We start from the raw sequence: 21198 nt of genomic DNA on the forward strand, positions 1-21198 counted from the left end.
AATCACTCAACTCATCAAATATGACAAATTCCTTTAATGAGTCGTTTAATACTTTTAAAAGGCAGACATGGCAGAGTAAAAATGTCAAACCCATTGATATTTTGCTTATGTTTGTTAGTGATGCTTCTGGAGTTTTTCTCGAAATAGTAGATAAAAATTTAAAACCTGTTGAAGTAAATTACCAAGCTTATACTGGTGAAGTACGAAATACCTTGCGTCAAATTGATAGCATCAAAGAGCGAAATGCTTTTGTGATTGAATGGGGCAAAGAACAAGGAAGCATTTATTTATCAGAACATGAGTATTTACTCCACGCTCTAAAAAACACTGATTTATTGATTAATGAATCAGGTCAAAAATTACAATTTGCTGAAGCAGAGCATTCATTAATATTTAATATCCAACCACTAAGAAATAATGAAAAAAAGCTTTCTATCAAGGCTGTTTTAATCATAAACAATGAAACGATTGATACACCACTTTTACCAATCTCCGAAAGTTTTTTATTGTCAGAAAATACGATCTATGAAATCAAACCTTTGGGTCATAATTTCAACCGATTAAATGCTTTTAGTTCTGAAATAGATAGTCAAGATTTAGAGAAATTCTTGTCGTTGTTGTTTTCCTATTTAGATAATTTTCAAATTGAATACAAACAATATAAAGTTGAGGAGCTAAGAGAAACACGTACAACTGAACCAGCTTTGGTGTTCGAGAAAATAGATATTGATAATGCACTACACCTACGGATAACTCAAATTTTACAAGGTTTTGATGTAGAATTTTTAGAACAATTTGACCTTCATCGTTGTGTTGAAATCAATGAATTAGAGCAAATTATACGAGTTGTTTACATTGAACAAAAACCCATTGAAGATCTTTGTGGAGTTATTTTAAAATTGCTAAAAAAACATATTCCCAAAGAAGTAAAACGAAAGTCGAATGAAATTTACCAAGAAGGGAATCTTTTTGTGGTGCCACAAGAGGTTGCTAATGAATTCATTTACAATGAATTATCTGCTTTATTGCTGAGTTGGAAGCTCTTTGGTGCTGAAAAACTAAAATCTTACAAAATCAACACTTCACAGCCACGTTTAGATGTAAGTCTTTCTTCGGGAATAGATTTTTTGGAAGGAAATGCAACGCTTGATTTTGATGGAGAAAAAATCTCTCTTTGGGAAGCCTTGATGCAATACAAAAACAAGCGTTATGTAGAACTTTCTGATGGTTCACATGCTTTGTTGAATGAATCTTACGTACAGAAATTACAACGATTATTTAAGAAGAAAAAAGATAAAATTGAGATTTCATTTTTCGATTTACCTTTAATTGAAGATCTGATTGATGAACGAAATGCTTCAGCGGTATTCAAAAAATCAAAAGCTATTTTTGAAGGTTTTAATAACATAAAGAGAAATACACATAAAATACCTAAAATCAAGGCTAAACTACGCCCCTACCAAGAATATGGTTATCAGTGGTTGAACTACTTACAGCAGCATAATTTAGGTGGTTGCTTAGCCGATGACATGGGTCTTGGAAAAACAATACAAACCATCACGCTCCTGTCTGAAATTTATCCAAAACAAGAAAAGCCAACTTTGGTTGTCATGCCTAAAAGTTTGTTGTTCAATTGGAAAAATGAAGTCATAAAATTCAGTCCAGCAATTACGACTTATACATATTATGCTGAGAACAGAAAAATCGAAGATGCAGTAAAATACAATCTGATTTTTACGACTTATGCGATGCTACGTAATGATATTGAGATTTTTAAAGACGTTGATTTTTATTATATTATTTTGGATGAGTCGCAAAATATCAAAAATATGCAATCTCAGACTTCAAGGGCAGCTCTTTTACTGAAATCACAACATAAATTGGCATTGAGCGGGACACCAATCGAAAATAATCTGGGGGAATTGTATTCACTTTTTAGATTCTTAAATCCTGCCATGTTTGGCTCTACACAAAATTTTAATGATAATTATCTAATTCCGATTCAAAAAGACCGAGATACAGATACCATCCTTGAATTACGAAAAAAAATATACCCTTTTATTCTTAGAAGATTAAAATCTGAAGTTTTAACCGAACTTCCAGATAAAATTGAGCAGACACTCTACGTTGAAATGTCGGAACCTCAAGCAAAGCTTTATGAACAAAGACGTTTGTTTTATCAAGAAGCTATCAAACAACAAATCAGTACCTCAAGTATTGAAAAAAGTCAGTTTTTTATTTTTCAAGCGTTCAATGAGCTACGGCAAATTGCTTCATTACCTGAAACAAAATCTGATGGCAAAATCAATTCACCCAAATTAGAATTATTGACTGAACAAATGACTGATGCCATTGCAAATGGCCATAAAGTACTTGTTTTTGTTAATTATTTGGCAGCAATCGAACTAATTGAAGGTGTTTTAGAAAATGAAGGAATTGAATTTGTGAGTATGACAGGCTCGACTCGTGACCGCCAAAAATTAGTTGATAAGTTTCAAAATGACAGCAATTGCAAGGCCTTTGTGATGACATTAAAAACTGGTGGCACAGGTTTAAATCTTACCGCTGCCGATATGGTTTTTATTTTTGACCCTTGGTGGAATGTTGCTGCTGAAAGTCAAGCAATCGACCGCACACACCGAATCGGTCAAACTCGAAAAGTTACAAGCTATAAATTGATAGCTCAGAATACAATCGAAGAAAAAATATTACTTTTGCAGGAAAAAAAGAAGCAACTATTTGATGATGTAATTTCAGCCGATGCTGCTTCTGTGAAAAGTTTGAGCGAAGAAGATATAAATTACCTTTTAAAGTAAAACAATTTTCTAAATTGTAAAATTGAACAAATTCCATTTGTTCTACAAAAAAATGGCAAGAGAACGTGATTTAGATAAAATATTTGATGATTATGATGCTTTTTTAGCATCAATGGGTTTGGGTGGAAATAGAGATAATATGAAACCTAAACCTTCTGTTTTTGGCAAAAAATCTGTCGAAATTAATCAATTAGCTAAAGAATTAGATAATGGTTCTTTCAAAAGAGAACATTTACAGGCTTATCGAAAAACAATTCTTGCAATGTATGCTTCCAATACTCCTTTGATGATTCAAAACGGGTTTGATGAAGTTGAAATAGCTGAATTAAAAACTAATTATAATAAAATTGCCAAATTAGATTATTGTCATATTGTATCAAAATTGTTTAGAAATAAAGAAATTTATCAGTTTTTCTTGGCAACTTTAGAAAGTGACGTGAAGAAAGTTTTTGATACGATGGTTTGGCAAGAAACACTTTCGGATGATGAAATTTTAAAAGAAACTGGAGTAGAGATATTCATTCAAACAGAAAAGAAAACATATAATAATAAATCTTTTTTTGAAAAAGATTTCAAAAAAGATTTTACAATTTTTTGTTACGAAACCCAGTCTGAATATAACTATCTGTCAAATTCATACAATAAAAACTTTTTCATCGAAATTCCCATCGAGCTCCGCAAGGTGTTAAAAGAATATTATGAGAAACCATTATACTACGATTTTATACCTTTAAAAGAAACTCCTAAAACTGATTTTATCGCCTATAGCGAAACTGAGATTTTTACAATTTTCCCACACCTTGTGAATCTAAATCAACAAGGAAGCATAAAAACCTCAAGCAGTGGAAAAGTAATATCAACTTCACTTTCAAAAATCCGTAAAACTCTCAATATCAATGAGTTATATCCAGATACAGCTTCAAAAGAATTACAGTTTTTAAAAACATATTTATTGGCTTCATTGGTTGTAAGTCAAGATAAACCTAAAAAAAACGAAACCTTTCTAGGTTTATTAAAAAGCTATATTGATACAACTTACATAAAAAAATACCACAGCCATACCCATCTTTTAACACATCTGAAAGGTGGTCATAATCTCTTCCAAGTACAAGATGTTGAAAGTACCTTCTTAGAGGTTTTGAAACTTTTGCCTATCAATGAATGGATAAGTACTCAAAATATTCTTGATTTTATCTCTCTCAGAAGTTTTGATTTCAAAATTTCAACGATAGCTCAAATGTGCCAATATTTTACTTATGAAACAGAAAATCGATATGGCAAAGACAAAAACCACATAAGCAAAACCAATTATAAAAGTTTCACCACCGAACCTTTTATCAAAGGAAGTTTGATGCTTTGGGCATGCTACGGCCTTTTAGATATTGCGTATAATTACATTGATACCAGCGAGTTAGGAACAACTTACTATTCAAACTATGATGGTATAAAAGCAGTTAGACTTACAAATTTAGGTGCATATCTTTTAGAGAAAACTGCTCAATATGAGACTCCAAAAATAGAAAAAAGCTATGAACTTGCATTTTCAACTGAAAGTTTAATGATTTTAGTTGAAGGAGAAACCAATATCACTGATGGCCTTTTAGTCAACTATGCTGATAAAATCGGTTCAAATCGTTATGCAGTATCAAATGAATCTTTTTTGAATAATGTAACTAACAAAAAAGATCTCAAGATGAAAATTGATATTTTCAAACAAGTAGTAAGCAATAAATTACCTCCTAATTGGTTAAGTTTCTTTGAGAACCTCGATCGAAAAGTACATCCTTTGAAACAAGTTGAAGAAGTGATGGTTTTCAAAGTTCCAAATGATGATCCAGAATTAATAAAATTGCTGACTCAAAATCAAGTAATCAAAAAAATGCTTTATAAAGCCGAAGATTTTCAAATAATTGTATTAAAAAAAGATTATCCGAGCCTAAGAAATAAGTTAAAAACTTATGGTTATTTACTCAATTAGTTCTGAGTTTAGAATTCTGAATGCTGAGTTGCTTTAAACTCAAAACCGATTTGGTTAAATATTTCAGAACTCATAACTCATCACTCATAACTCAAAAAATTATGCCCGCTTGGCTTTCTCGCTCCGAATTATTAGTTGGAAAAGAAGGAATTGAAAAACTTCAAAATTCCCATGTTTTAGTTGTAGGTTTAGGTGGTGTAGGTTCTTTTGCTGCCGAATACATTTGTCGCTCAGGTGTGGGTGAAATGACTATCGTCGATGGAGATGTTGTTGATCCGACGAACAGAAATCGCCAATTACCTGCTTTGGCTACCAATCATGGTGAACCAAAAGTAGATATTATGGCAGAAAGGCTCATGACAATTAATCCTGAATTAAAATTACATGTCGTAAAAGAGTTTCTCTCGCCACAAAAGTGCCGTGAAATTTTGGAAACAAAATTCGATTATGTGATGGACTGTATTGATAGTGTTACGCCAAAACTCACCTTATTATCAACAGCCTATGAAAAACAGCAACGCATCGTTAGCTCCATGGGTGCAGGTGGAAAACTTGACCCAACCAAAATCAGAATAACAGATTTATTTGATACTTACGAATGTCTTTTTGCACAATATGTTAGAAAAAGAATCAAAAAATTAGGTGTAAACAAAGGAATTAAAGCTGTTTTTTCAATAGAGCCGGTCATGCGAGATTCTTTGATATTGACCGATGGAAATAACTTCAAACGTTCTGCCTATGGTACAATATCGTATTTACCTGCCGCTTTTGGAGGAGTATGTGCTTCAGTTGTGATCAGAGACTTATTAGAATATCCCATAGAAATTACTAAAAGGCCAAGTAATATTAAGAAAAAAGTAAAGTTAAAACCAACGATTAATGAGTGATTTAAGATTGAGTGAATGTTAAGATAATTTTAATTATAGCTAAACATTCTCACAGACAATTCTTTACTCATTCATTCATTAATATATGAACGCAACAATAGACATCGGGAATACATTTGCCAAAATAGGTTTTTTCGATGGAAATGATTTACTGGAAATAAAAAAAGGCTTGTCGATTGATGAGCTACGAACGGCTCTTTCCTTAAAAAATGTTAAAAACTTAATCATTTCCTCGGTTACTCGAAGTCAAACTGAATTGGAAGATCTTTTTAAACAAGATGATTTTAAAAAAGTTTTCTTGAATCCAAATACACCCTTACCCATTAGAAAAGACTACGAAACACCTGAAACCCTTGGTTCTGACCGAATTGCAGGGGCGGTTGGTGCGAATTATTTATTTCCAAATCAAAACGTTTTGATCATTGACATGGGTACAGCGATCAAATATGATTACATTTCAGCTGACGCCGCATTTCGTGGAGGGATAATTTCTCCAGGGATGCGAATACGATTTGAGGCACTTCATACGTTTACTAAAAGGCTGCCTTTAGTTGAAGCAAATGAAATCCCTAATTTAATTGGAAAAAGCACTATTAGCTGTATTCAGAGTGGTGTAGTCAATGGAATTATTGCCGAAGTCAATGGAATGATAGAAAATTACAGAAAATTAGGTAATATTCAAGTAATCTTATGCGGAGGAGATGCACCTTTCTTTGAAAGTCAAATAAAAAAGCCGACCTTTGCACTCTCAAATTTAGTCTTGATTGGTCTGAACAGAATTTTACAATACAATGTTTAAAAAAAATAGCCTAACTGCTTACTTTATTATCTGTAGTTTTTTTACTGCTGAAACCTTTGCCCAAAAAGATGCACGACTTTATGGAAATTCTCCTTATTCAGCTTTAGGTATTGGTGATGTTCTTCCAGGAAACTCTATTGCCAATGATGCAATGGGTGGCACAGGATTAACTTTTGGTAATGGTATTTATATCAATAATATAAACCCTGCCATGTTGGCAAAAAATAGATATGTTGCCTTCAATACAGGTTTACGTGGTCAATACAAAACAATAACTGACGGTACTAATAGCCAAACGGATTTTGGTATGAACCTCAGTCATTTAGTTTTTGCCTTTCCAATCAAGACCAAATGGACAACTTCGATTGGCTTACAACCTGCCACGAGCGTAGAGCATGAAGCACGTTTTGAACAAGTGATTACTGGTACTACCAATTCAGTGCAACATATTTACAAAGGTTCTGGAGGCTTATCAAAGGCAACTATTGGCAATGGTGTATTACTCGGAAAATCTTTATTTATAGGTGCTGATATTGGCTATTATTTTGGAACTATTAAAAAAGATACCACTTCAAGATTATTGCTCAACAATGGAGAGGATTTCTATCTTCGATATTCTGATAGAGTTTCGGTTAATGGTTTTCAAATGAAAACAGGTTTTGTTTGGCAACAAAAACTCAACGATAAATGGAATTTGAATTTTGGAGGAACTTATGAATTACAAAGTAAATTGAAAGGTGAAAAAATACGCACTTTCTCAACTTTATATGATTCGGGAAATGGCCCATCTGTTATTAAAAAACCTGATACGCTTGGTATTTCTAATGGTACAATCACAATTCCTTCACGTTTGGCAGTAGGTATCAGTCTCGAAAGTCCATATAAATGGGTATTTTCAGCAGAATATAGCAAACAAGACTGGACAAAATACCGTAATTTTTATGGCAAAGCTGAGTCAAACTTAGTTGCAAGTGATAAGTTAGCAATTGGTTTTGAATACCTACCTAAAGCAACTTCAACAAAATATCTCAACCAAGTTTTCTACCGTTTAGGTTATCAACAAATCAAAACACCTTATTTTGTGAATGGAACGAATATAAAAGATAATAGTTTTTCTTTTGGTATTTCAACACCATTGGCCTATAGAAGTGTGAGTTATATTGATTTAGCTCTTTCTGTGGGTAGTAGAGGTGTGACAGGTAATGGCTTGGTAAAAGAGAATTACTTTAAAATCTCTCTCGGATTCTCGTTGGTTGATACTCGTTGGTTTATTAAACCTAAAATTGATTAAAGAGTCCATTTTTGGTCAAAAGTTAAAAAATGCTATTTGTAACTAAAAAATACTTTATTGTCCTATTTAGGATAAGTCTTTCATACTTATTATTTTCATGTGAAGAAAAAAAGAAAGATGCGGTTGTACAGCAATACAATGGGCCTTTGATGGTAATGGACAACCTAAGTGTCATGTTTAGTGATTCAGGGCGGACTACCGTAAAATTCACCACCGCCAAACATCTAAAATTACAAAATGAAAATGATATTTATCCCAAAGCAGTATATGTCACTTTTTTTGATAAAAATGGCGTTGAATATTCTTCATTAAGGGGTGATTCGGGGAGATACTACAAAAGTGAAGGTCTTTATAAAGTGATGGGTAATGTATTTTTCTTTAACCGAGTGCAACAACAAAGTCTTTCTACTGACCTCCTTTTTTGGAGTCCTGTCAAGAAAAAAGTCTATACTGATTTAAAATTTATCATTAAGACGCCCAAAGAAGAGCTTCATGGCGTTGGCATGGAAGCTGACCAAGATTTTACACATTATACAATGCGTAGAGCAAAAGGCTCTTTTGATGTTGATTCGTTGTCTTCAAGTAATGAATCGGCAGTGGATACTACAAGTAACTAAAGTTTATTCAAAACTTTCTCTACTTCCTCTGTTGTAGTGACTTTATCTTCAACTTTCCATTCATTGTAAATGTACGTCACAACTTCGGCAATATCTAAACTTTGGAGTTGATTATTGGCGGGCATTGGTTGATTATATTTTTTGCCATTGACCATAATTTCGCCCGAAATACCATTTTTAATTAACAAAATCACCTTAGATTTATCTTTCAAAAAGTCACTTCCAGCAATTGGTGGATATAAATTTTGTAATCCTTTGCCATCTATTTGATGACAATTAGCACAGTTTTTTTCATAAATCTCTTTTCCACCAATGTAATATTGTTCCAATTTTAACTTTTCTTTTGATTGACAAGAATTTAGTAAAATCAGAGAAAATAAGAGACAAAAGTATTTTACGAAAAGTCGATTAATTATCTTGTAACAAAGTTTTAGTGATTTAATAAAGAGAGAATTTTCAAACTCATCATATCTCATATCCCGAATCTCATATCTTGAATCTTCCATCTTATTTCTCATTTAATAGCACTTCCATATCCTTTATCAACTTCGTTACGTCTTCTTCTTTTGTGCCGTCATATAGACCTCTTACTCGACGTTTTTTATCAACCAAAATAAAAGCTCCGCTGTGAATGATACCACCAGCTGCCGTTGAATCTTCACCTGCGGTTACATAATATGATTTCTCACCAATTTCATAAATTTTATCCTTTTCACCTGTTACAAATTGCCACATTGGTTTTTTTACACCCAATCGAGCTGCATATTCTTTCAAAACTTGTACTGAATCATGTCGTGGGTCGATGGTATGAGAAAGAATACCTACTTGCGGATTTTCTTTGTATTTTTCATAAACCCTTAACATTTGCTTTTTCATTACAGGACAAATCGTTGGACAAGTAGTAAAGAAAAAATCGCTCACATATATTTTGCCTTCAAAAGTCTTATTTGAAACTTCCACACCATTTTGATTAGTAAACGTAAAATCAGGAATTGTATGATAAACAGAATCTCCATTCACAAATTCTCTTTCACCTAAAATTGGGAGTTTACGGGAAGTGTTATCACACGAGAATAATGCAAGCGTTCCAAAAAGCAAACAAAAAAATGGCACAAATATTACTTTTTTCATAATTCTTTTATATTTCGATACTTTTAAAACCTGTAAGAACTGAAAAAGTCCTTACAGGTTTTATTTTTTATTTCAAAAACTCGTCTGCCTTTTTCTTTGCATCAAGTGTTGACTGTTTGATTTTTTCGCCTTCTGCTTTTAATGCTGTTAAGATTTTTACCTTTTCTTCATCATCTTTCATGTCTGCTGCATCTCCTAATTTTGGCATCCAAGCTTCCATATCATTATAAGCTTTGTCTAATGCCAATGAAATATCTAAAGCTACTTTTTTTGTTGTTGTGTCAGCCTCTGCTTTTTTCATTACTTTTTCTTTCAAATCTTCCAAATTCATGCTTATTGGCATTACTTCATCATGAATTTTAAAAGTTTCTTCTTTGAGTTTGGCGGCCTCTTCTGCTGATTTATTAGTACATGAAAAAACAAAAAGTGATACTAAAAGGATAAACAAATTTTTCATTATTATAATAAGGTTTTATATTCTAAATTCATAATTAAACGTTAATTCCGAGCATTTCTATTGCACTGTGAATAGCACTTTCTGATGGGCTTTCGCCACCAATCATTTTTGCGATTTCAATAATTCTTTCATCAATTGATAATGTTTTGATACGACTCACTGTTTTAGAAGAAGAATTATCTTTATACACAAAAAAGTGTGATGAACCTCTGCCTGCGATTTGATGCAAGTGCGTAATTGCGATCACTTGAATGCTTTGAGCCATTTCTCTCATCATTTTGCCAACTTTTATTGCCACTTCACCAGAAATACCAGTGTCTATTTCGTCAAAAATAATGGTTGGTAATGAGCGTTTATCTCCCAAAACATATTTAATTGCCAGCATCAAGCGTGAGAATTCACCACCCGAAGCAACATCTTTTAGTTGTCTTGGATTAACGCCCTTATTGGCACTGAACAAGAAATTGATTTGATCAATTCCTTCATTATTTAAGTTAATATTTTGATGCTGAATTTTGAGGGTTGCATTAGGCATTCCAAGTTCGATAAGCAGGCCAACCACTCTTTTTTCAATTTCAGCCAATACTTTTTGCCGTGCTTTTGATAAAATTTCTGCTGATTTATTGGCAACTTCAAATGCTTTGTTTACACGTTCTTTGGCGGCGGCCAGATTTTCACTAAGATTTAAAACTTTACTTACTTTTTCTTCTAAAATAGCCTGAATTTCTAATAATTCACCATTAGATTTTACCGCATGTTTTTGTTGAAGTTTATATAATAAATTCAATCTTGCTTGAATATCTGTTATTTGCTGTCCATCCAATTCGATATCATCTTCCTCGGTTTCTATATCTCTTGAAACATCTTTCAATTCAAGTAAACAGCTCTGAATCCTATCTTTATATTGCTGATAATCAGGAGAATAACTGGCAATTGGGTTTAAATTACTAATAGTCGATTGCAAGATGGAAAGTACGGATTGCTCAGAATTATTGAGGTATTCGTAAACAGTACGAAGACGTAATTTTACTTCTTCGGCATGTTCTAAAATGTTCAAATTTTGTTCTAATTGTTCTTGCTCATTGGCATCTAACTTTGCCTTAACAAGTTCATCTAATTGAAAACTATTGTAGTCAAATTCTTTCTTATTTTGGTCAGCTTCAACTTGCAATTGTTCATAAGAATCTTGCAATTTCTTATAAGTGCGGTATTTTTCTTGGTATTCAACTAATTTATCATGGCATTGAGCGTACGTATCAATGATACGCAATTGATATTCATTTGAACCCAGCAAAATAGAATCATGCTGTGAGTGAATATCCATCAATTGTGATGAAATTTTGCGAAGTGTTTCTAACGTTACTGGCGTATCATTGATAAAAGCTCTTGATTTACCACTCGGAGAAATTTCTCTTCTGACTATACATGAGCTTTCAAAATCAAGTTCTTCTTCTTCAAAAATATTTTTTATATAAAAACCCGACATATCAAAAGTACCTTCGATAATACATTTTTCGGACTCATTATATAAAGTTTTAGTATCAGCACGGTTGCCAAGCAATAATCCAATTGCTCCGAGCATAATTGATTTTCCTGCACCAGTTTCACCCGTAACAATATTGAAATGAGCATCTGGCGAAAGCTCAAGGTGCTCAATTAGGGCGTAATTTTTGATAAGCAAATGTGAAAGCATGAAATCTGTCTCTGTTTGGTAAAACAATTTTTTAAATTGTTCTTTTGCAAATCCACAATTCAGAGAATTGGGCTACAAGTTTTATTATTGAGCAAATTTAGAAGTAAAAACCGAATGGTTTATTAAATTAAAATGAAAATTTTAAAACGAAATGGAGTGGTATTCCTACCACCCCATTTTCGCATTGTTTATTGGCTATAAAATTTTCAACCTATGTGTTCAATATTTTATTATTACCTGACATTAAAGCATATATACGCGTATAATTAAAGGTTTTTTCTCTTTTCAGTCAGTATTTTTATAAGGTAGGTTTTATCTTACATTATATATATTATTTCTTCACAAACTTCAAAGAAGCTGAATTTAAACAATATCTTAATCCTGTTGGTTTGGGGCCATCTTCAAAAACATGTCCTAAATGAGCTTTGCAACGGTTACAAACTACTTCAGTACGAACCATTCCATAAGCATTATCGCTTCGCTCCTCAACGCTACATGAATTTAACGGTTTCCAAAAACTTGGCCAGCCAGTTCCAGATTCAAATTTGGTATCCGATGCAAAAAGGTCAAAATCACAGCAAATACATTTGTACGTACCTTTTTCGTGATTATCCCAATAAATCCCAGAAAAAGCACGTTCAGTTCCCGCTTTTCGAGCAACATAAAACTGTTCAGCATTTAATTGTTTTTTCCATTCTTCATCAGTTTTTTTCACAACTTCAATCTGACAGTCATTAGCTTTTTTAGCTTTATCTTTCTGTGAATAACTTTGACAAGCTAAAAATATAAATGGTAGTAATAGCAAAAATTCCTTTTTCATTTCGTTCAGTTGTTAATAATGTTGTCTTTATTATTAGTAGATACGATAAAATGTATAAAATAGTTTAGAAAAATTTTAGTTTGGCATAATTTTTCTTATTCTTTTATCAAAAACCAACCTGCAATGCTTTCTTGCAAAAATTATCGAATCTTACTGCTTTTTACCATCTTGATGGCTGGTCTTTCTTCATGTAGTATTTTGCGAAACAAACCTTCTGTAAATACAACAATCAATAATAATCATCGATCAACTAATAATTATTCAAAAAAAATCATTCAAACTGCTCGTTCTTATACAGGTGTGCCGTATAAAAGTGGTGGCAATGATACATATGGCTTAGATTGCTCAGGGCTTTTATGTATTACATTCAAAGAATTGGGTATCAAATTACCACGAATTTCATGGCAACAATCAGAGTTCTTTCCTGCCATTGATTTACCACATATTCAAAAAGGAGATTTGGTTTTTTTTGTTACCTCAGGCAAAAATATCAGTCATGCAGGCATTGTTACTGAAGTTAAAAATGAAGAGGAGATCATTTTTATTCATGCATCTACCAGTAAAGGTGTAATCGAAGACAACATGATGACAAATTATTGGAAATCTCGATTTGCAAAAGTCTGTCGCCCCAAATTTAAAGATTGATTAAATGCACTAATAATTTTCTATAATTCATAAGCGATTTTGCTATTTTTTTCGTTGTGTTATAGGTAAGCAACGAAAGACAAAATCACGCACGTACGTATGAGGAAATATTATTTTCTATATATTTTACTGATTATCAGTAACTTAAGCTTTTCTCAATCACAATATTTTGGACAAAACAAACCTCGTTACAAAACTTTTGGATTCAAGGTTTTACAGAGTCCACACTTCGAGCTATATCATTATTTTAAAGATAATACGATTCCAAACGACATAGTTATCAATAGTGAGCATTGGTATAAAATACACCAAGAAGTGTTCAAATTGGCATTTATTAAGCCAAATCCACTAATAGTTTATCAAAATCATCCTGACTTTCAAGAAACAACAGCCATCGGTGGACAAATTGGTGAGGGAACGGGAGGTGTCACTGAAGGTTTACGTAATAGAGTGGTAATGCCAATGATGTATTCCAAGCGTCAGACGGACCATGTTTTAGGGCATGAATTGGTTCATGCTTTTCAGTACCAATTAATGACTGTTGGTGATTCAACACAATTGGGAAATATTCAGAATCTACCGCTTTTTATGGTAGAAGGTTTGGCAGAATACATGTCATTGGGGCGAGTAGATGCCCACACTGCTATGTGGTTGAGAGATGCTGTTTTGAGTGATGATATTCCGAGTGTAAAAGATTTGATTACGAAGGAATATAAATATTTTCCTTATCGTTGGGGACAAGCTTTTTGGGCATATATTACAGCAACTTATGGAGATGATATAATTCGCCCCTTGTTTCGAGAAACAGCCAAATATGGTATTGAGGTAGCATTTTCAAGAAACCTAAAGATGAATCTTGATAAATTTTCCACTAAATGGAAGCAGTCTTTACTTGATACTTACACACCTTTTCGTGCTAGCACATCTACCCTACCCATAGGAAAAGAAATTGCGTCACAGAAAAATGCAGGTGAAATGAATATTTCTCCTTCGATTAGTCCTGATGGGAATTTTATCGCTTATATATCATCAAAGAATGTCATCTCACTTGATATTTATATTGCTGAAACACGCACTGGAGAAATAATCAGAAAAATTGAAAGTACTTCTTTTGGCTCTCATGTAGATGCTTACAGTTTTCTGGAAACGGCGGGATGTTGGTCGCCTGATGGAAGGAAATTTGCTTTAGTTATTCAAACTAAAGGCCGAAACAAACTCTCAATTATTGATGTGGCCTCAGGTAATAAGCAAAGTTTTGAATTAAAAGACTTAGATTCATTTACCAATCCTGCTTGGTCTCCTGATGGAAGTTCAATCGTAGTTTCTGGTCTGATGAATGGCGAAAGTGATTTGTATTTATATAATTTGAAAGATGAGACAGTCAAAAACTTAACTAATGATGCCAATTCTGATTTACAACCAACTTGGTCGCCAGATGGAGAATGGATTTATTTTGTTTCTGACCGAGACAATAAATTTAATCGTTTAGAAAAAGCGACGTATGCCATTTCAAGATACAATATTCAAAGTTCTAACATAGAAACTTTCTCGTTTTTCCAGGGTGCTGATAATCTTAATCCTCTTATTGACCCAACTGGCAATTATCTTTATTTCTTATCTGATGCAGATGGTTTTAGGAATTTATATAAGTACCAGATCAATGATAAAAAGTTAGAAAAACTCAGTAATTATTTCACTGGAATCAGTGGAATAACTATGTATTCGCCAGCTGTAAGTATTGCCTCAAAAACAGGACAAATTGTATATAATTACTTTAAAAATGGAAAATACGAGCTTTTTTTGGCCAATGAAAGAGATTTCCAAGGAAAAATAGTCGAAAATAAAATTGAAAAATCAGCAGCTACTTTAGCTCCATTGGCATGGCGTGAAGGTAGAAATATTGTACAAAACAATCTTGAAAAACAAACACTTTTAGTTCGGGTTCCTGAGAAGAAATTAAAAGTTTTAAATTATAATCCAAAATTCAAATTAGACTATTTTGGAAATTCGGGTCTTGGAATTTCAGCAAGCCGTTGGGGAACAGGCTTAGGTGGAGGGATTGTTGGGCTTTTTAGCGATATGCTCAACCATAATCAGGTTTCTGGTGTAGTATCTTTGAATGGTGAAATTCAAGATTTTGGTGGACAAATTCAATACTTAAATCAGAAAAAACCATTGCAATGGGGTGCAAGTGTTTTAAGAATTCCTTATAGATTTAGTGATTATACCCAAAAAACAAAATATGTAACCGATAGCAAAACTCGTGAAAGCTTTGGAATTCCCAAGACCGATTCTTTACTCCAAGCAAGTTATAACCTGTATCGCTTATTTATTAATGAAGTAGGACTTTTCGCTATTTATCCAATTAGCACCGCCAAAAGAATTGAAGTGGGAGGAAATGCCAATTGGTATAGTTATAGCGGACGAACATACAGCGATTTTTACCAATCAAATAGTAGTGGAAATTACTATGTTGGGTCTCAAAATCCAAGTCGAGTTTCTAAATCAACATTAGAATCTTTAGATTATAAACCATTCAACTTACAGCAACTTTATATAGCTTATGTAGGAGATAATACTACCTTTGGAATGACCTCTCCACTCAATGGGTATAGGTATCGTTTTGAATTTTCAAAGTATTTTGGTGACTTTGCACATAACTCCATTACAGCTGATTTCAGAAAATATAAATTTATCAAACCTTTTACACTAGCTACTCGACTATATTATTATGGCCGTTTGGGGGCAAGTAATACCAATAATTATAATAAACTTTACCCCATGTTTTTAGGCTATCCTTGGTATATGCACGGACTTTGGGGTAGAGCATTAAGTAATCAAACCTCGACTTTGTCACTGAGTGAAGAACAATTAAAAGGTTCACAAATGGGTCTAACAAATTTTGAGATTCGATTACCTTTCACAGGTGCTAAAAAGTTATCATTGATTAACTTCCCTTATGTACCATCCGACCTTAATTTCTTTTTTGATATGGGTATGGCTTGGGATGACAAAAAAGCCATTGGACAAGAATCTCAATACAGTTTTAGTGATGGTAGTAAACAAACGCTAAAACTCAATCCAATTATAAGTACAGGTATAAGTTTGAGAATCAATGCTTTAGGATATTTAATTTTAGAACCGTACATGGCATTTCCAATTTATAATGGTAAGCGTCAATCTGCTGTAACGGGAATCAATTTTATGGTACCAGGCTGGTAATTTTTTAAATTTATATCACATAAGAAAGCAATTCTCAACTATGTGTAAGTCATCCTATATTTATTACTAAAATCAATATTAAGAACCGTTTTTTAAGAAATTGAGCAATCTTTTTTAGAAAATCAAATGTATTCTCTTCGTTATTACTCTTTTACTGAACTAATTAAAGTAAAAGTGCTATAAACCTTCATATTGTATAGTACAACAAATCAACCATTACTTCTGTAAATATTACCACTAACGCTACACAAATAAAAAATTATATTCGAAAATCTGATATTCATTTTTTACTATTTAGCGAATATTCCAAGGAAATAATTAAAAAAACTCTCCCAAAGCCGTATAATAAATAATTCTTAAGAATTACCAACTTTTCACAATTCTTAGCAATCAATTTATATAAATTTGTAGAGGATGCCAAATTGTATAAATAATTGTTTTATTAAAATACCCTTTTGCAGAATTAGGTAAACTAGGGTAGTATTAAAATTTGATAATTAACGAATTGTGTTATTTACATTCATTACCACAGATGTCAGTCAATACATAATTCTATTCCACTTATAGGTTCTTCTTTGTTAAAACACCACTATTTACTCATTTCTTCAATAGGAAATGATATTTATATATATACACATCGACTATAAATATCACGGCATACCGTGATTGACAAACGTATTTAATGTACATATTTTTGTATGAAAAAAGGTCATGAAAACAAATAAAAACATTCACGTTGGCTCCAGAACATATATACCTCCAGAAACAATAGTAATGATTCAGTCAGAGATTAATTACTCTTTAATTTATCTTATTGATGGTCAAAAATTTATCGTTTCTACTTGCCTCAAAAAACTTGAAGAACGCTTCGCAGTCATCCAATCTTTTGCACGTGTTCACAAATCTTTTTTGGTTAATCTTGATTACCTTAAATCTTACAATGAAGGTCATTTTTTGCTTGAAAACAACCTGACTTGTATTGTTTCAAGACGAAAATTCAGAAGGTTAAAAGAAGAGAAACGAGTAAATCTATTACAATAATAATCATTTTTATGTTAACCAATAAAACCCAATATACCATGAAAAAATTATTTATTACTGCGGTTATTTTATCCTTTTTAATTTCAAAAATAGGATTTTCTCAAAGTTTATTATTAACTCCAAATCAGATGAATTCAAAGCAAAGTTCATTAATTGATAATATAATTTTACAGGGAACTAACCCTCCAAACATTGTAGGTATTCGTTATAACGGAACTCTGGCAGTACCCACAGCAACCCCAGCTGATAGTTGGTTAATTTCAATGGAAGGTAAAGGCCATACTGGCACTGGTATTTCAAACACCAGAAGTGCTATTCGATTCATCACAACTCAAGCATGGACTTCAATAGCTAATGGTACTAAAACAGACTTTTATACGACACCTAACGGTTCAACCATACTCACTCATAGAATGGTTATTAATGAAGATGGAAAAATAGGAATTGGTACTGGTCCAACACAACCACCTACTGCAAGGTTACAAATTACACACGATGGAGGTGATACAGACCCACATATTAGACTACATACAACTGGGGCTAATTCAAGAATTACTTGGTCAACAAACACAAATGCAAATATTTGGACTGCTCAAAGTTATCTTGAAAATGCCACTGCGACAAACAACTATTGGGCATTAGAATATGGTGGGGCTTCACGATTTATTATCAAAGGTGATGGGAAATTTGGTATTGGAACAATTTCACCTGACACAAAACTTCATTTAATTGGTAATGAAAATGATGGAACAGATGCTTCCTTGAAAATTACAAGCGGTGCTCAAAATATGCTTTTTGATGGCAATGAAATTGATGCATTAGCTGCTGATTTATATTTAAACAATAATTCAAACCTAAATGTAATTCTTGCTCAAGGTGGTGGTAATGTTGGTATTGGTACAAATATACCAAGTTCAAAACTTCACCTGGTAGGTAACGAGAACGATGGAACAGCGGCTTCATTAAAAATTACAAGTGGAGCTCAAAGTATGCTTTTTGATGGCAATGAAATTGATGCTTTATCAACAGGCTTATACTTAAATAATAATACAAATCTTAATGTAATTCTTGCACAAGGTGGTGGTAATGTTGGGATTGGAACAACTACACCTAATAATAAATTAGATGTTTTGGGAGTCATTAGAGCTAATGAAGTGATTGTAGAAACAGGTTGGGCTGATTATGTTTTCAAAGAAGATTATCAACTCAAACCATTAGATGAAGTTGAGGCATTTATCAAAGAAAATAAGCATCTGCCTGCGATTCCATCGGCAGCAAATATCCAAGATAAAGGAGCTCATGTGGCAGAGTTAATGACCAAAATGATGGAGAAAATCGAAGAACTTACCCTTTATACAATTCAACAAAAAAAGGAAATTGATGCCTTAAAGAAACGATTAGATGATAAGAAATAAGTATTTTTTTTAACATTTAATCATTTCTCGATATGAAAAAGGTCTTAATTTTATTTATTTCAATGCTTGGAAGTTTTGTTTCCAAAGCTCAACAATTAGAATGTGGAACCAGAGCTGGAAGTGTACCATACATTTTTACAAAAGAAAAACAAGACAGTATCAATTCAATTATGGCAATCAATACTCCCTATTGTGTCAGGGTTTATATAAATGTTCTTGCAAATAATGATGGATCAAATCGAGCAGATACCGATGCCAATATTCTAACCAATTTTCAATATATGGTCAATGCTTTTAAATCTCATAATATTTGTTTTATGCTCATCAACATCAAACAAATCAACAATACAGATTTGAATAGTCATACAATTGCAGAGGAGTCCGAACTTTTGCCATATTTACAGTCAGAGTGTCTAACTATATTTATTCACAGTTCATTAAGTGGATATAACGGCAATGCTTATGCAATTCCAAACACGTATTTGAGTTTAAATGGGAGTAGTTATAATATCGCCACAATGGGACATGAAACTGGTCATTGCCTTGGCCTTTATCATACATTTCAGAAATTTGGTGACCCTGCTATTCAAGAAAATGTTACAAGAAATAGCGGAAACAGTTGTTATAACTGCAATACACAAGGAGATTTATTATGTGATACGCCCGCTGACGACGATGGTGGTGTAAATGGTGCTTGTGTTTATACTGGTGGCGGAACAGACCCCTGCAGTGGAGCTACTTTCGCCCCAATGACCTCAAATATGATGGCTTATGGGAATTTCATTTGTAGAACTACATTTACGGCTGGACAAGGTAATCGGATGCGTTCCACAATTCTTGGCACCCCTTCGATCAATAATTTGATAGCTGATGATATTGTTTACAGACCATCTGGAATTAATAGTACAATACTTTGGAATAATTCATCTGAAGGCTTTGAAACTGCCAGAGACGAATTATATATCAGTAATTTTACTAATGATGCCTATAATGTCACAGGAGCAGCAGTTCGTAGATTTATTTCGAAAAAGGTGTACTTAAAGCCTGGCACTCATTTTTATCCTACAACAGGAAAAGTTCATATTAAATCAAATCCTTATTGCAATTAAAGAAAAGAAGTGGAAAAAAACAGGAGGACTCTTTGTTAAAAAAGAACTCACTATTTTTATGCAAAATTAAAGAAGAAAAATGAAGAGTCTTGATTATTCTATTAAAATATTAAATCAACTTTCAAGATGAAAAAAAATATATTAATTCTTCTCCTCACCTTTCTTGTAAGTTTTGCTTTGAAAGCCCAGAAGGGAGAATGTGGAACAAATGAAGGAACAATACCTTACATTTTTTCAAAAGCAAAACAAGATAGTATCAATTCGGTTTTGGCAATCAATACTCCTTATTGTATTCGGGTATATATCACGGTTTTTGCCGATAATGACGGTACTAATCGAGCTGCAACTGATGCCGATATTTTAAGACAATTTCAAAATATGGTCAATCAATATCAGCCTCATAATATTTGTTTTATGCTTATCAATATTAAGCAGGTAAACAATACAGATTTGAATACCCACAATTATGACACAGAATCTTCTGAAGTCAGTCCTTATGTGCAATCAGGATGTCTAAATATTTTTCTACACAATTATTTAGACAGCAATGACGGCACTCTTAATGGTGTTGCATACGGTATTCCGAGTACAATTTTGAGTGAAGCAAGCTGGGCTATTGAAAGTACCACCAATATTTCTACTATGGGGCATGAAGCAGGGCATTGTCTAAGTTTGTATCATACCTTCTCAACAAGTTTCGGTGCAGAAAATGTTACTCGAAACCCTGCAAATTCTTGTTATGACTGTGATGCAGATGGCGATTTACTTTGTGATACTCCAGCCGATAAACTTAGTGATCCCGATGATGATGTAAATTCATCATGCCTGTATATAGGTGGGCGAACAGATGCTTGTGGTGTTGTATATACTCCGATGACAAATAATATGATGGCTTATGGATTTAGGCCTTGTAGAGATACTTTTACAAGTGGTCAGGGAAACCGAATGCGTTCGGCAATCGTGGGTACTCCTGCATTAACTGCTTTGATTAATGAAGATATTAAAAACAGTCCATCATCTAATAACAGTTTAGTTTTATGGAATAATAACGAAGGCTTTGAGACAGCACGAGATGCATTATATATCAGCAACTTCACTAATGATGGGTATAGCGTAACTGGTTCGGCAGTACGTCGTTTTATATCTAAAAAAGTCTATTTAAAACCTGGCACACATTTTTACCCAACAACAGGTAAAGTTCATGTTAAAACAAATCCTTATTGCAATTAATTAGATGGTATTAATTAAAGTTGTTAAGACTATTTGTTTTACAACTT

17 protein-coding genes are annotated in these 21198 nt (G+C 32.9%); 12 read left to right on the top strand and 5 right to left on the bottom strand.

Annotation, left to right across the window (positions count from 1 at the left end; translation table 11 throughout):
* Positions 1 to 20: 20 nt before the first annotated feature.
* The 6 genes from ACQUQZ_RS13570 to lptC all read left to right on the top strand — a co-directional run bounded on the left by ACQUQZ_RS13570 (position 21) and on the right by lptC (position 8388).
* Positions 21 to 2816 carry an SNF2-related protein gene (locus tag ACQUQZ_RS13570; protein ID WP_435355538.1) on the top strand — a complete coding sequence of 932 codons (2796 nt, stop codon included), beginning with the start codon at positions 21 to 23 and terminating at the stop codon, positions 2814 to 2816.
* 52 nt (positions 2817 to 2868) lie between these two features.
* Positions 2869 to 4794, top strand: a complete 1926-nt coding sequence (locus tag ACQUQZ_RS13575; protein WP_435355539.1) for a hypothetical protein — start codon at positions 2869 to 2871, stop codon at positions 4792 to 4794.
* Between the two features lie 101 nt (positions 4795 to 4895).
* Positions 4896 to 5681 (top strand): tRNA threonylcarbamoyladenosine dehydratase, encoded by a 786-nt coding sequence (locus ACQUQZ_RS13580; RefSeq protein ID WP_435355540.1) that lies wholly within the window; start codon positions 4896 to 4898, stop codon positions 5679 to 5681.
* 85 nt (positions 5682 to 5766) lie between these two features.
* A complete protein-coding gene (locus ACQUQZ_RS13585; protein ID WP_435355541.1) occupies positions 5767 to 6480 on the top strand; it encodes a type III pantothenate kinase in 714 nt (237 codons plus the stop codon).
* Positions 6473 to 7771 (top strand): hypothetical protein, encoded by a 1299-nt coding sequence (locus ACQUQZ_RS13590; protein WP_435355542.1) that lies wholly within the window; start codon positions 6473 to 6475, stop codon positions 7769 to 7771. The genes ACQUQZ_RS13585 and ACQUQZ_RS13590 overlap by 8 nt, the downstream gene beginning before the upstream one ends.
* A 29-nt stretch (positions 7772 to 7800) precedes the next feature.
* A complete protein-coding gene (gene lptC / locus ACQUQZ_RS13595; protein WP_435355543.1) occupies positions 7801 to 8388 on the top strand; it encodes an LPS export ABC transporter periplasmic protein LptC in 588 nt (195 codons plus the stop codon).
* On the opposite strand, the gene ACQUQZ_RS13600 is transcribed toward lptC, so the two are convergent.
* From ACQUQZ_RS13600 to msrB, 5 genes are all read right to left on the bottom strand, one after another.
* Positions 8385 to 8717, bottom strand: a complete 333-nt coding sequence (locus ACQUQZ_RS13600; RefSeq protein ID WP_435355544.1) for a c-type cytochrome — start codon at positions 8715 to 8717, stop codon at positions 8385 to 8387. The genes lptC and ACQUQZ_RS13600 overlap by 4 nt on opposite strands.
* 178 nt (positions 8718 to 8895) lie before the next feature.
* The gene (locus ACQUQZ_RS13605) at positions 8896 to 9519 is read right to left on the bottom strand and encodes an SCO family protein (RefSeq protein ID WP_435355545.1); all 624 of its coding nucleotides are present in this window, start codon (positions 9517 to 9519) and stop codon (positions 8896 to 8898) included.
* Between the two features lie 67 nt (positions 9520 to 9586).
* Positions 9587 to 9976: a hypothetical protein gene (locus ACQUQZ_RS13610; RefSeq protein ID WP_435355546.1), complete on the bottom strand. Its 390-nt coding sequence runs from the start codon at positions 9974 to 9976 to the stop codon at positions 9587 to 9589.
* Positions 9977 to 10010: 34 nt separating this feature from the next.
* Positions 10011 to 11669: a DNA repair protein RecN gene (recN, locus tag ACQUQZ_RS13615; protein WP_435357655.1), complete on the bottom strand. Its 1659-nt coding sequence runs from the start codon at positions 11667 to 11669 to the stop codon at positions 10011 to 10013.
* A gap of 331 nt (positions 11670 to 12000) precedes the next feature.
* Complete coding sequence (msrB, locus tag ACQUQZ_RS13620) at positions 12001 to 12489, bottom strand: peptide-methionine (R)-S-oxide reductase MsrB (RefSeq protein WP_435355547.1); 489 nt, start codon at positions 12487 to 12489, stop codon at positions 12001 to 12003.
* A gap of 123 nt (positions 12490 to 12612) precedes the next feature.
* Between msrB and ACQUQZ_RS13625 the strand changes: the two genes are divergently transcribed.
* The 6 genes from ACQUQZ_RS13625 (at position 12613) to ACQUQZ_RS13650 (ending at position 21151) form a co-directional block, all read left to right on the top strand.
* Positions 12613 to 13134: a C40 family peptidase gene (locus tag ACQUQZ_RS13625; RefSeq protein ID WP_435355548.1), complete on the top strand. Its 522-nt coding sequence runs from the start codon at positions 12613 to 12615 to the stop codon at positions 13132 to 13134.
* A gap of 99 nt (positions 13135 to 13233) precedes the next feature.
* Complete coding sequence (locus ACQUQZ_RS13630; RefSeq protein ID WP_435355549.1) at positions 13234 to 16356, top strand: eIF2A-related protein; 3123 nt, start codon at positions 13234 to 13236, stop codon at positions 16354 to 16356.
* A 711-nt stretch (positions 16357 to 17067) separates the two neighbouring features.
* Positions 17068 to 17397: a LytR/AlgR family response regulator transcription factor gene (locus ACQUQZ_RS13635; protein ID WP_435355550.1), complete on the top strand. Its 330-nt coding sequence runs from the start codon at positions 17068 to 17070 to the stop codon at positions 17395 to 17397.
* A gap of 38 nt (positions 17398 to 17435) precedes the next feature.
* The gene (locus tag ACQUQZ_RS13640; RefSeq protein ID WP_435355551.1) at positions 17436 to 18812 is read left to right on the top strand and encodes a hypothetical protein; all 1377 of its coding nucleotides are present in this window, start codon (positions 17436 to 17438) and stop codon (positions 18810 to 18812) included.
* Positions 18813 to 18844: 32 nt separating this feature from the next.
* Positions 18845 to 19921, top strand: a complete 1077-nt coding sequence (locus ACQUQZ_RS13645; protein WP_435355552.1) for a M43 family zinc metalloprotease — start codon at positions 18845 to 18847, stop codon at positions 19919 to 19921.
* Between the two features lie 126 nt (positions 19922 to 20047).
* Entirely contained in the window at positions 20048 to 21151 is a 1104-nt protein-coding gene (locus ACQUQZ_RS13650; RefSeq protein WP_435355553.1) for a M43 family zinc metalloprotease, read from the top strand.
* The last annotated feature ends 47 nt before the right edge of the window (positions 21152 to 21198 follow it).

The organism is Emticicia sp. SJ17W-69 (genome assembly GCF_051209875.1).
Lineage (GTDB): Bacteria > Bacteroidota > Bacteroidia > Cytophagales > Spirosomataceae > Emticicia.

What these genes read in the sequence shown, in the direction of transcription:
- ACQUQZ_RS13625 (WP_435355548.1), top strand. Translation starts at nt 12,613, where the DNA reads ATGCTTTCTTGCAAAAATTATCGAATCTTACTGCTTTTTACCATCTTG.
- ACQUQZ_RS13635 (WP_435355550.1), top strand. Translation starts at nt 17,068, where the DNA reads ATGAAAACAAATAAAAACATTCACGTTGGCTCCAGAACATATATACCT.
- ACQUQZ_RS13580 (WP_435355540.1), top strand. Translation starts at nt 4,896, where the DNA reads ATGCCCGCTTGGCTTTCTCGCTCCGAATTATTAGTTGGAAAAGAAGGA.
- ACQUQZ_RS13570 (WP_435355538.1), top strand. Translation starts at nt 21, where the DNA reads ATGACAAATTCCTTTAATGAGTCGTTTAATACTTTTAAAAGGCAGACA.
- lptC (WP_435355543.1), top strand. Translation starts at nt 7,801, where the DNA reads ATGCTATTTGTAACTAAAAAATACTTTATTGTCCTATTTAGGATAAGT.
- ACQUQZ_RS13640 (WP_435355551.1), top strand. Translation starts at nt 17,436, where the DNA reads ATGAAAAAATTATTTATTACTGCGGTTATTTTATCCTTTTTAATTTCA.
- msrB (WP_435355547.1), bottom strand. Translation starts at nt 12,489, where the DNA reads ATGAAAAAGGAATTTTTGCTATTACTACCATTTATATTTTTAGCTTGT.
- ACQUQZ_RS13590 (WP_435355542.1), top strand. Translation starts at nt 6,473, where the DNA reads ATGTTTAAAAAAAATAGCCTAACTGCTTACTTTATTATCTGTAGTTTT.
- ACQUQZ_RS13605 (WP_435355545.1), bottom strand. Translation starts at nt 9,519, where the DNA reads ATGAAAAAAGTAATATTTGTGCCATTTTTTTGTTTGCTTTTTGGAACG.
- recN (WP_435357655.1), bottom strand. Translation starts at nt 11,669, where the DNA reads ATGCTTTCACATTTGCTTATCAAAAATTACGCCCTAATTGAGCACCTT.
- ACQUQZ_RS13575 (WP_435355539.1), top strand. Translation starts at nt 2,869, where the DNA reads ATGGCAAGAGAACGTGATTTAGATAAAATATTTGATGATTATGATGCT.
- ACQUQZ_RS13585 (WP_435355541.1), top strand. Translation starts at nt 5,767, where the DNA reads ATGAACGCAACAATAGACATCGGGAATACATTTGCCAAAATAGGTTTT.
- ACQUQZ_RS13630 (WP_435355549.1), top strand. Translation starts at nt 13,234, where the DNA reads ATGAGGAAATATTATTTTCTATATATTTTACTGATTATCAGTAACTTA.
- ACQUQZ_RS13610 (WP_435355546.1), bottom strand. Translation starts at nt 9,976, where the DNA reads ATGAAAAATTTGTTTATCCTTTTAGTATCACTTTTTGTTTTTTCATGT.
- ACQUQZ_RS13645 (WP_435355552.1), top strand. Translation starts at nt 18,845, where the DNA reads ATGAAAAAGGTCTTAATTTTATTTATTTCAATGCTTGGAAGTTTTGTT.
- ACQUQZ_RS13650 (WP_435355553.1), top strand. Translation starts at nt 20,048, where the DNA reads ATGAAAAAAAATATATTAATTCTTCTCCTCACCTTTCTTGTAAGTTTT.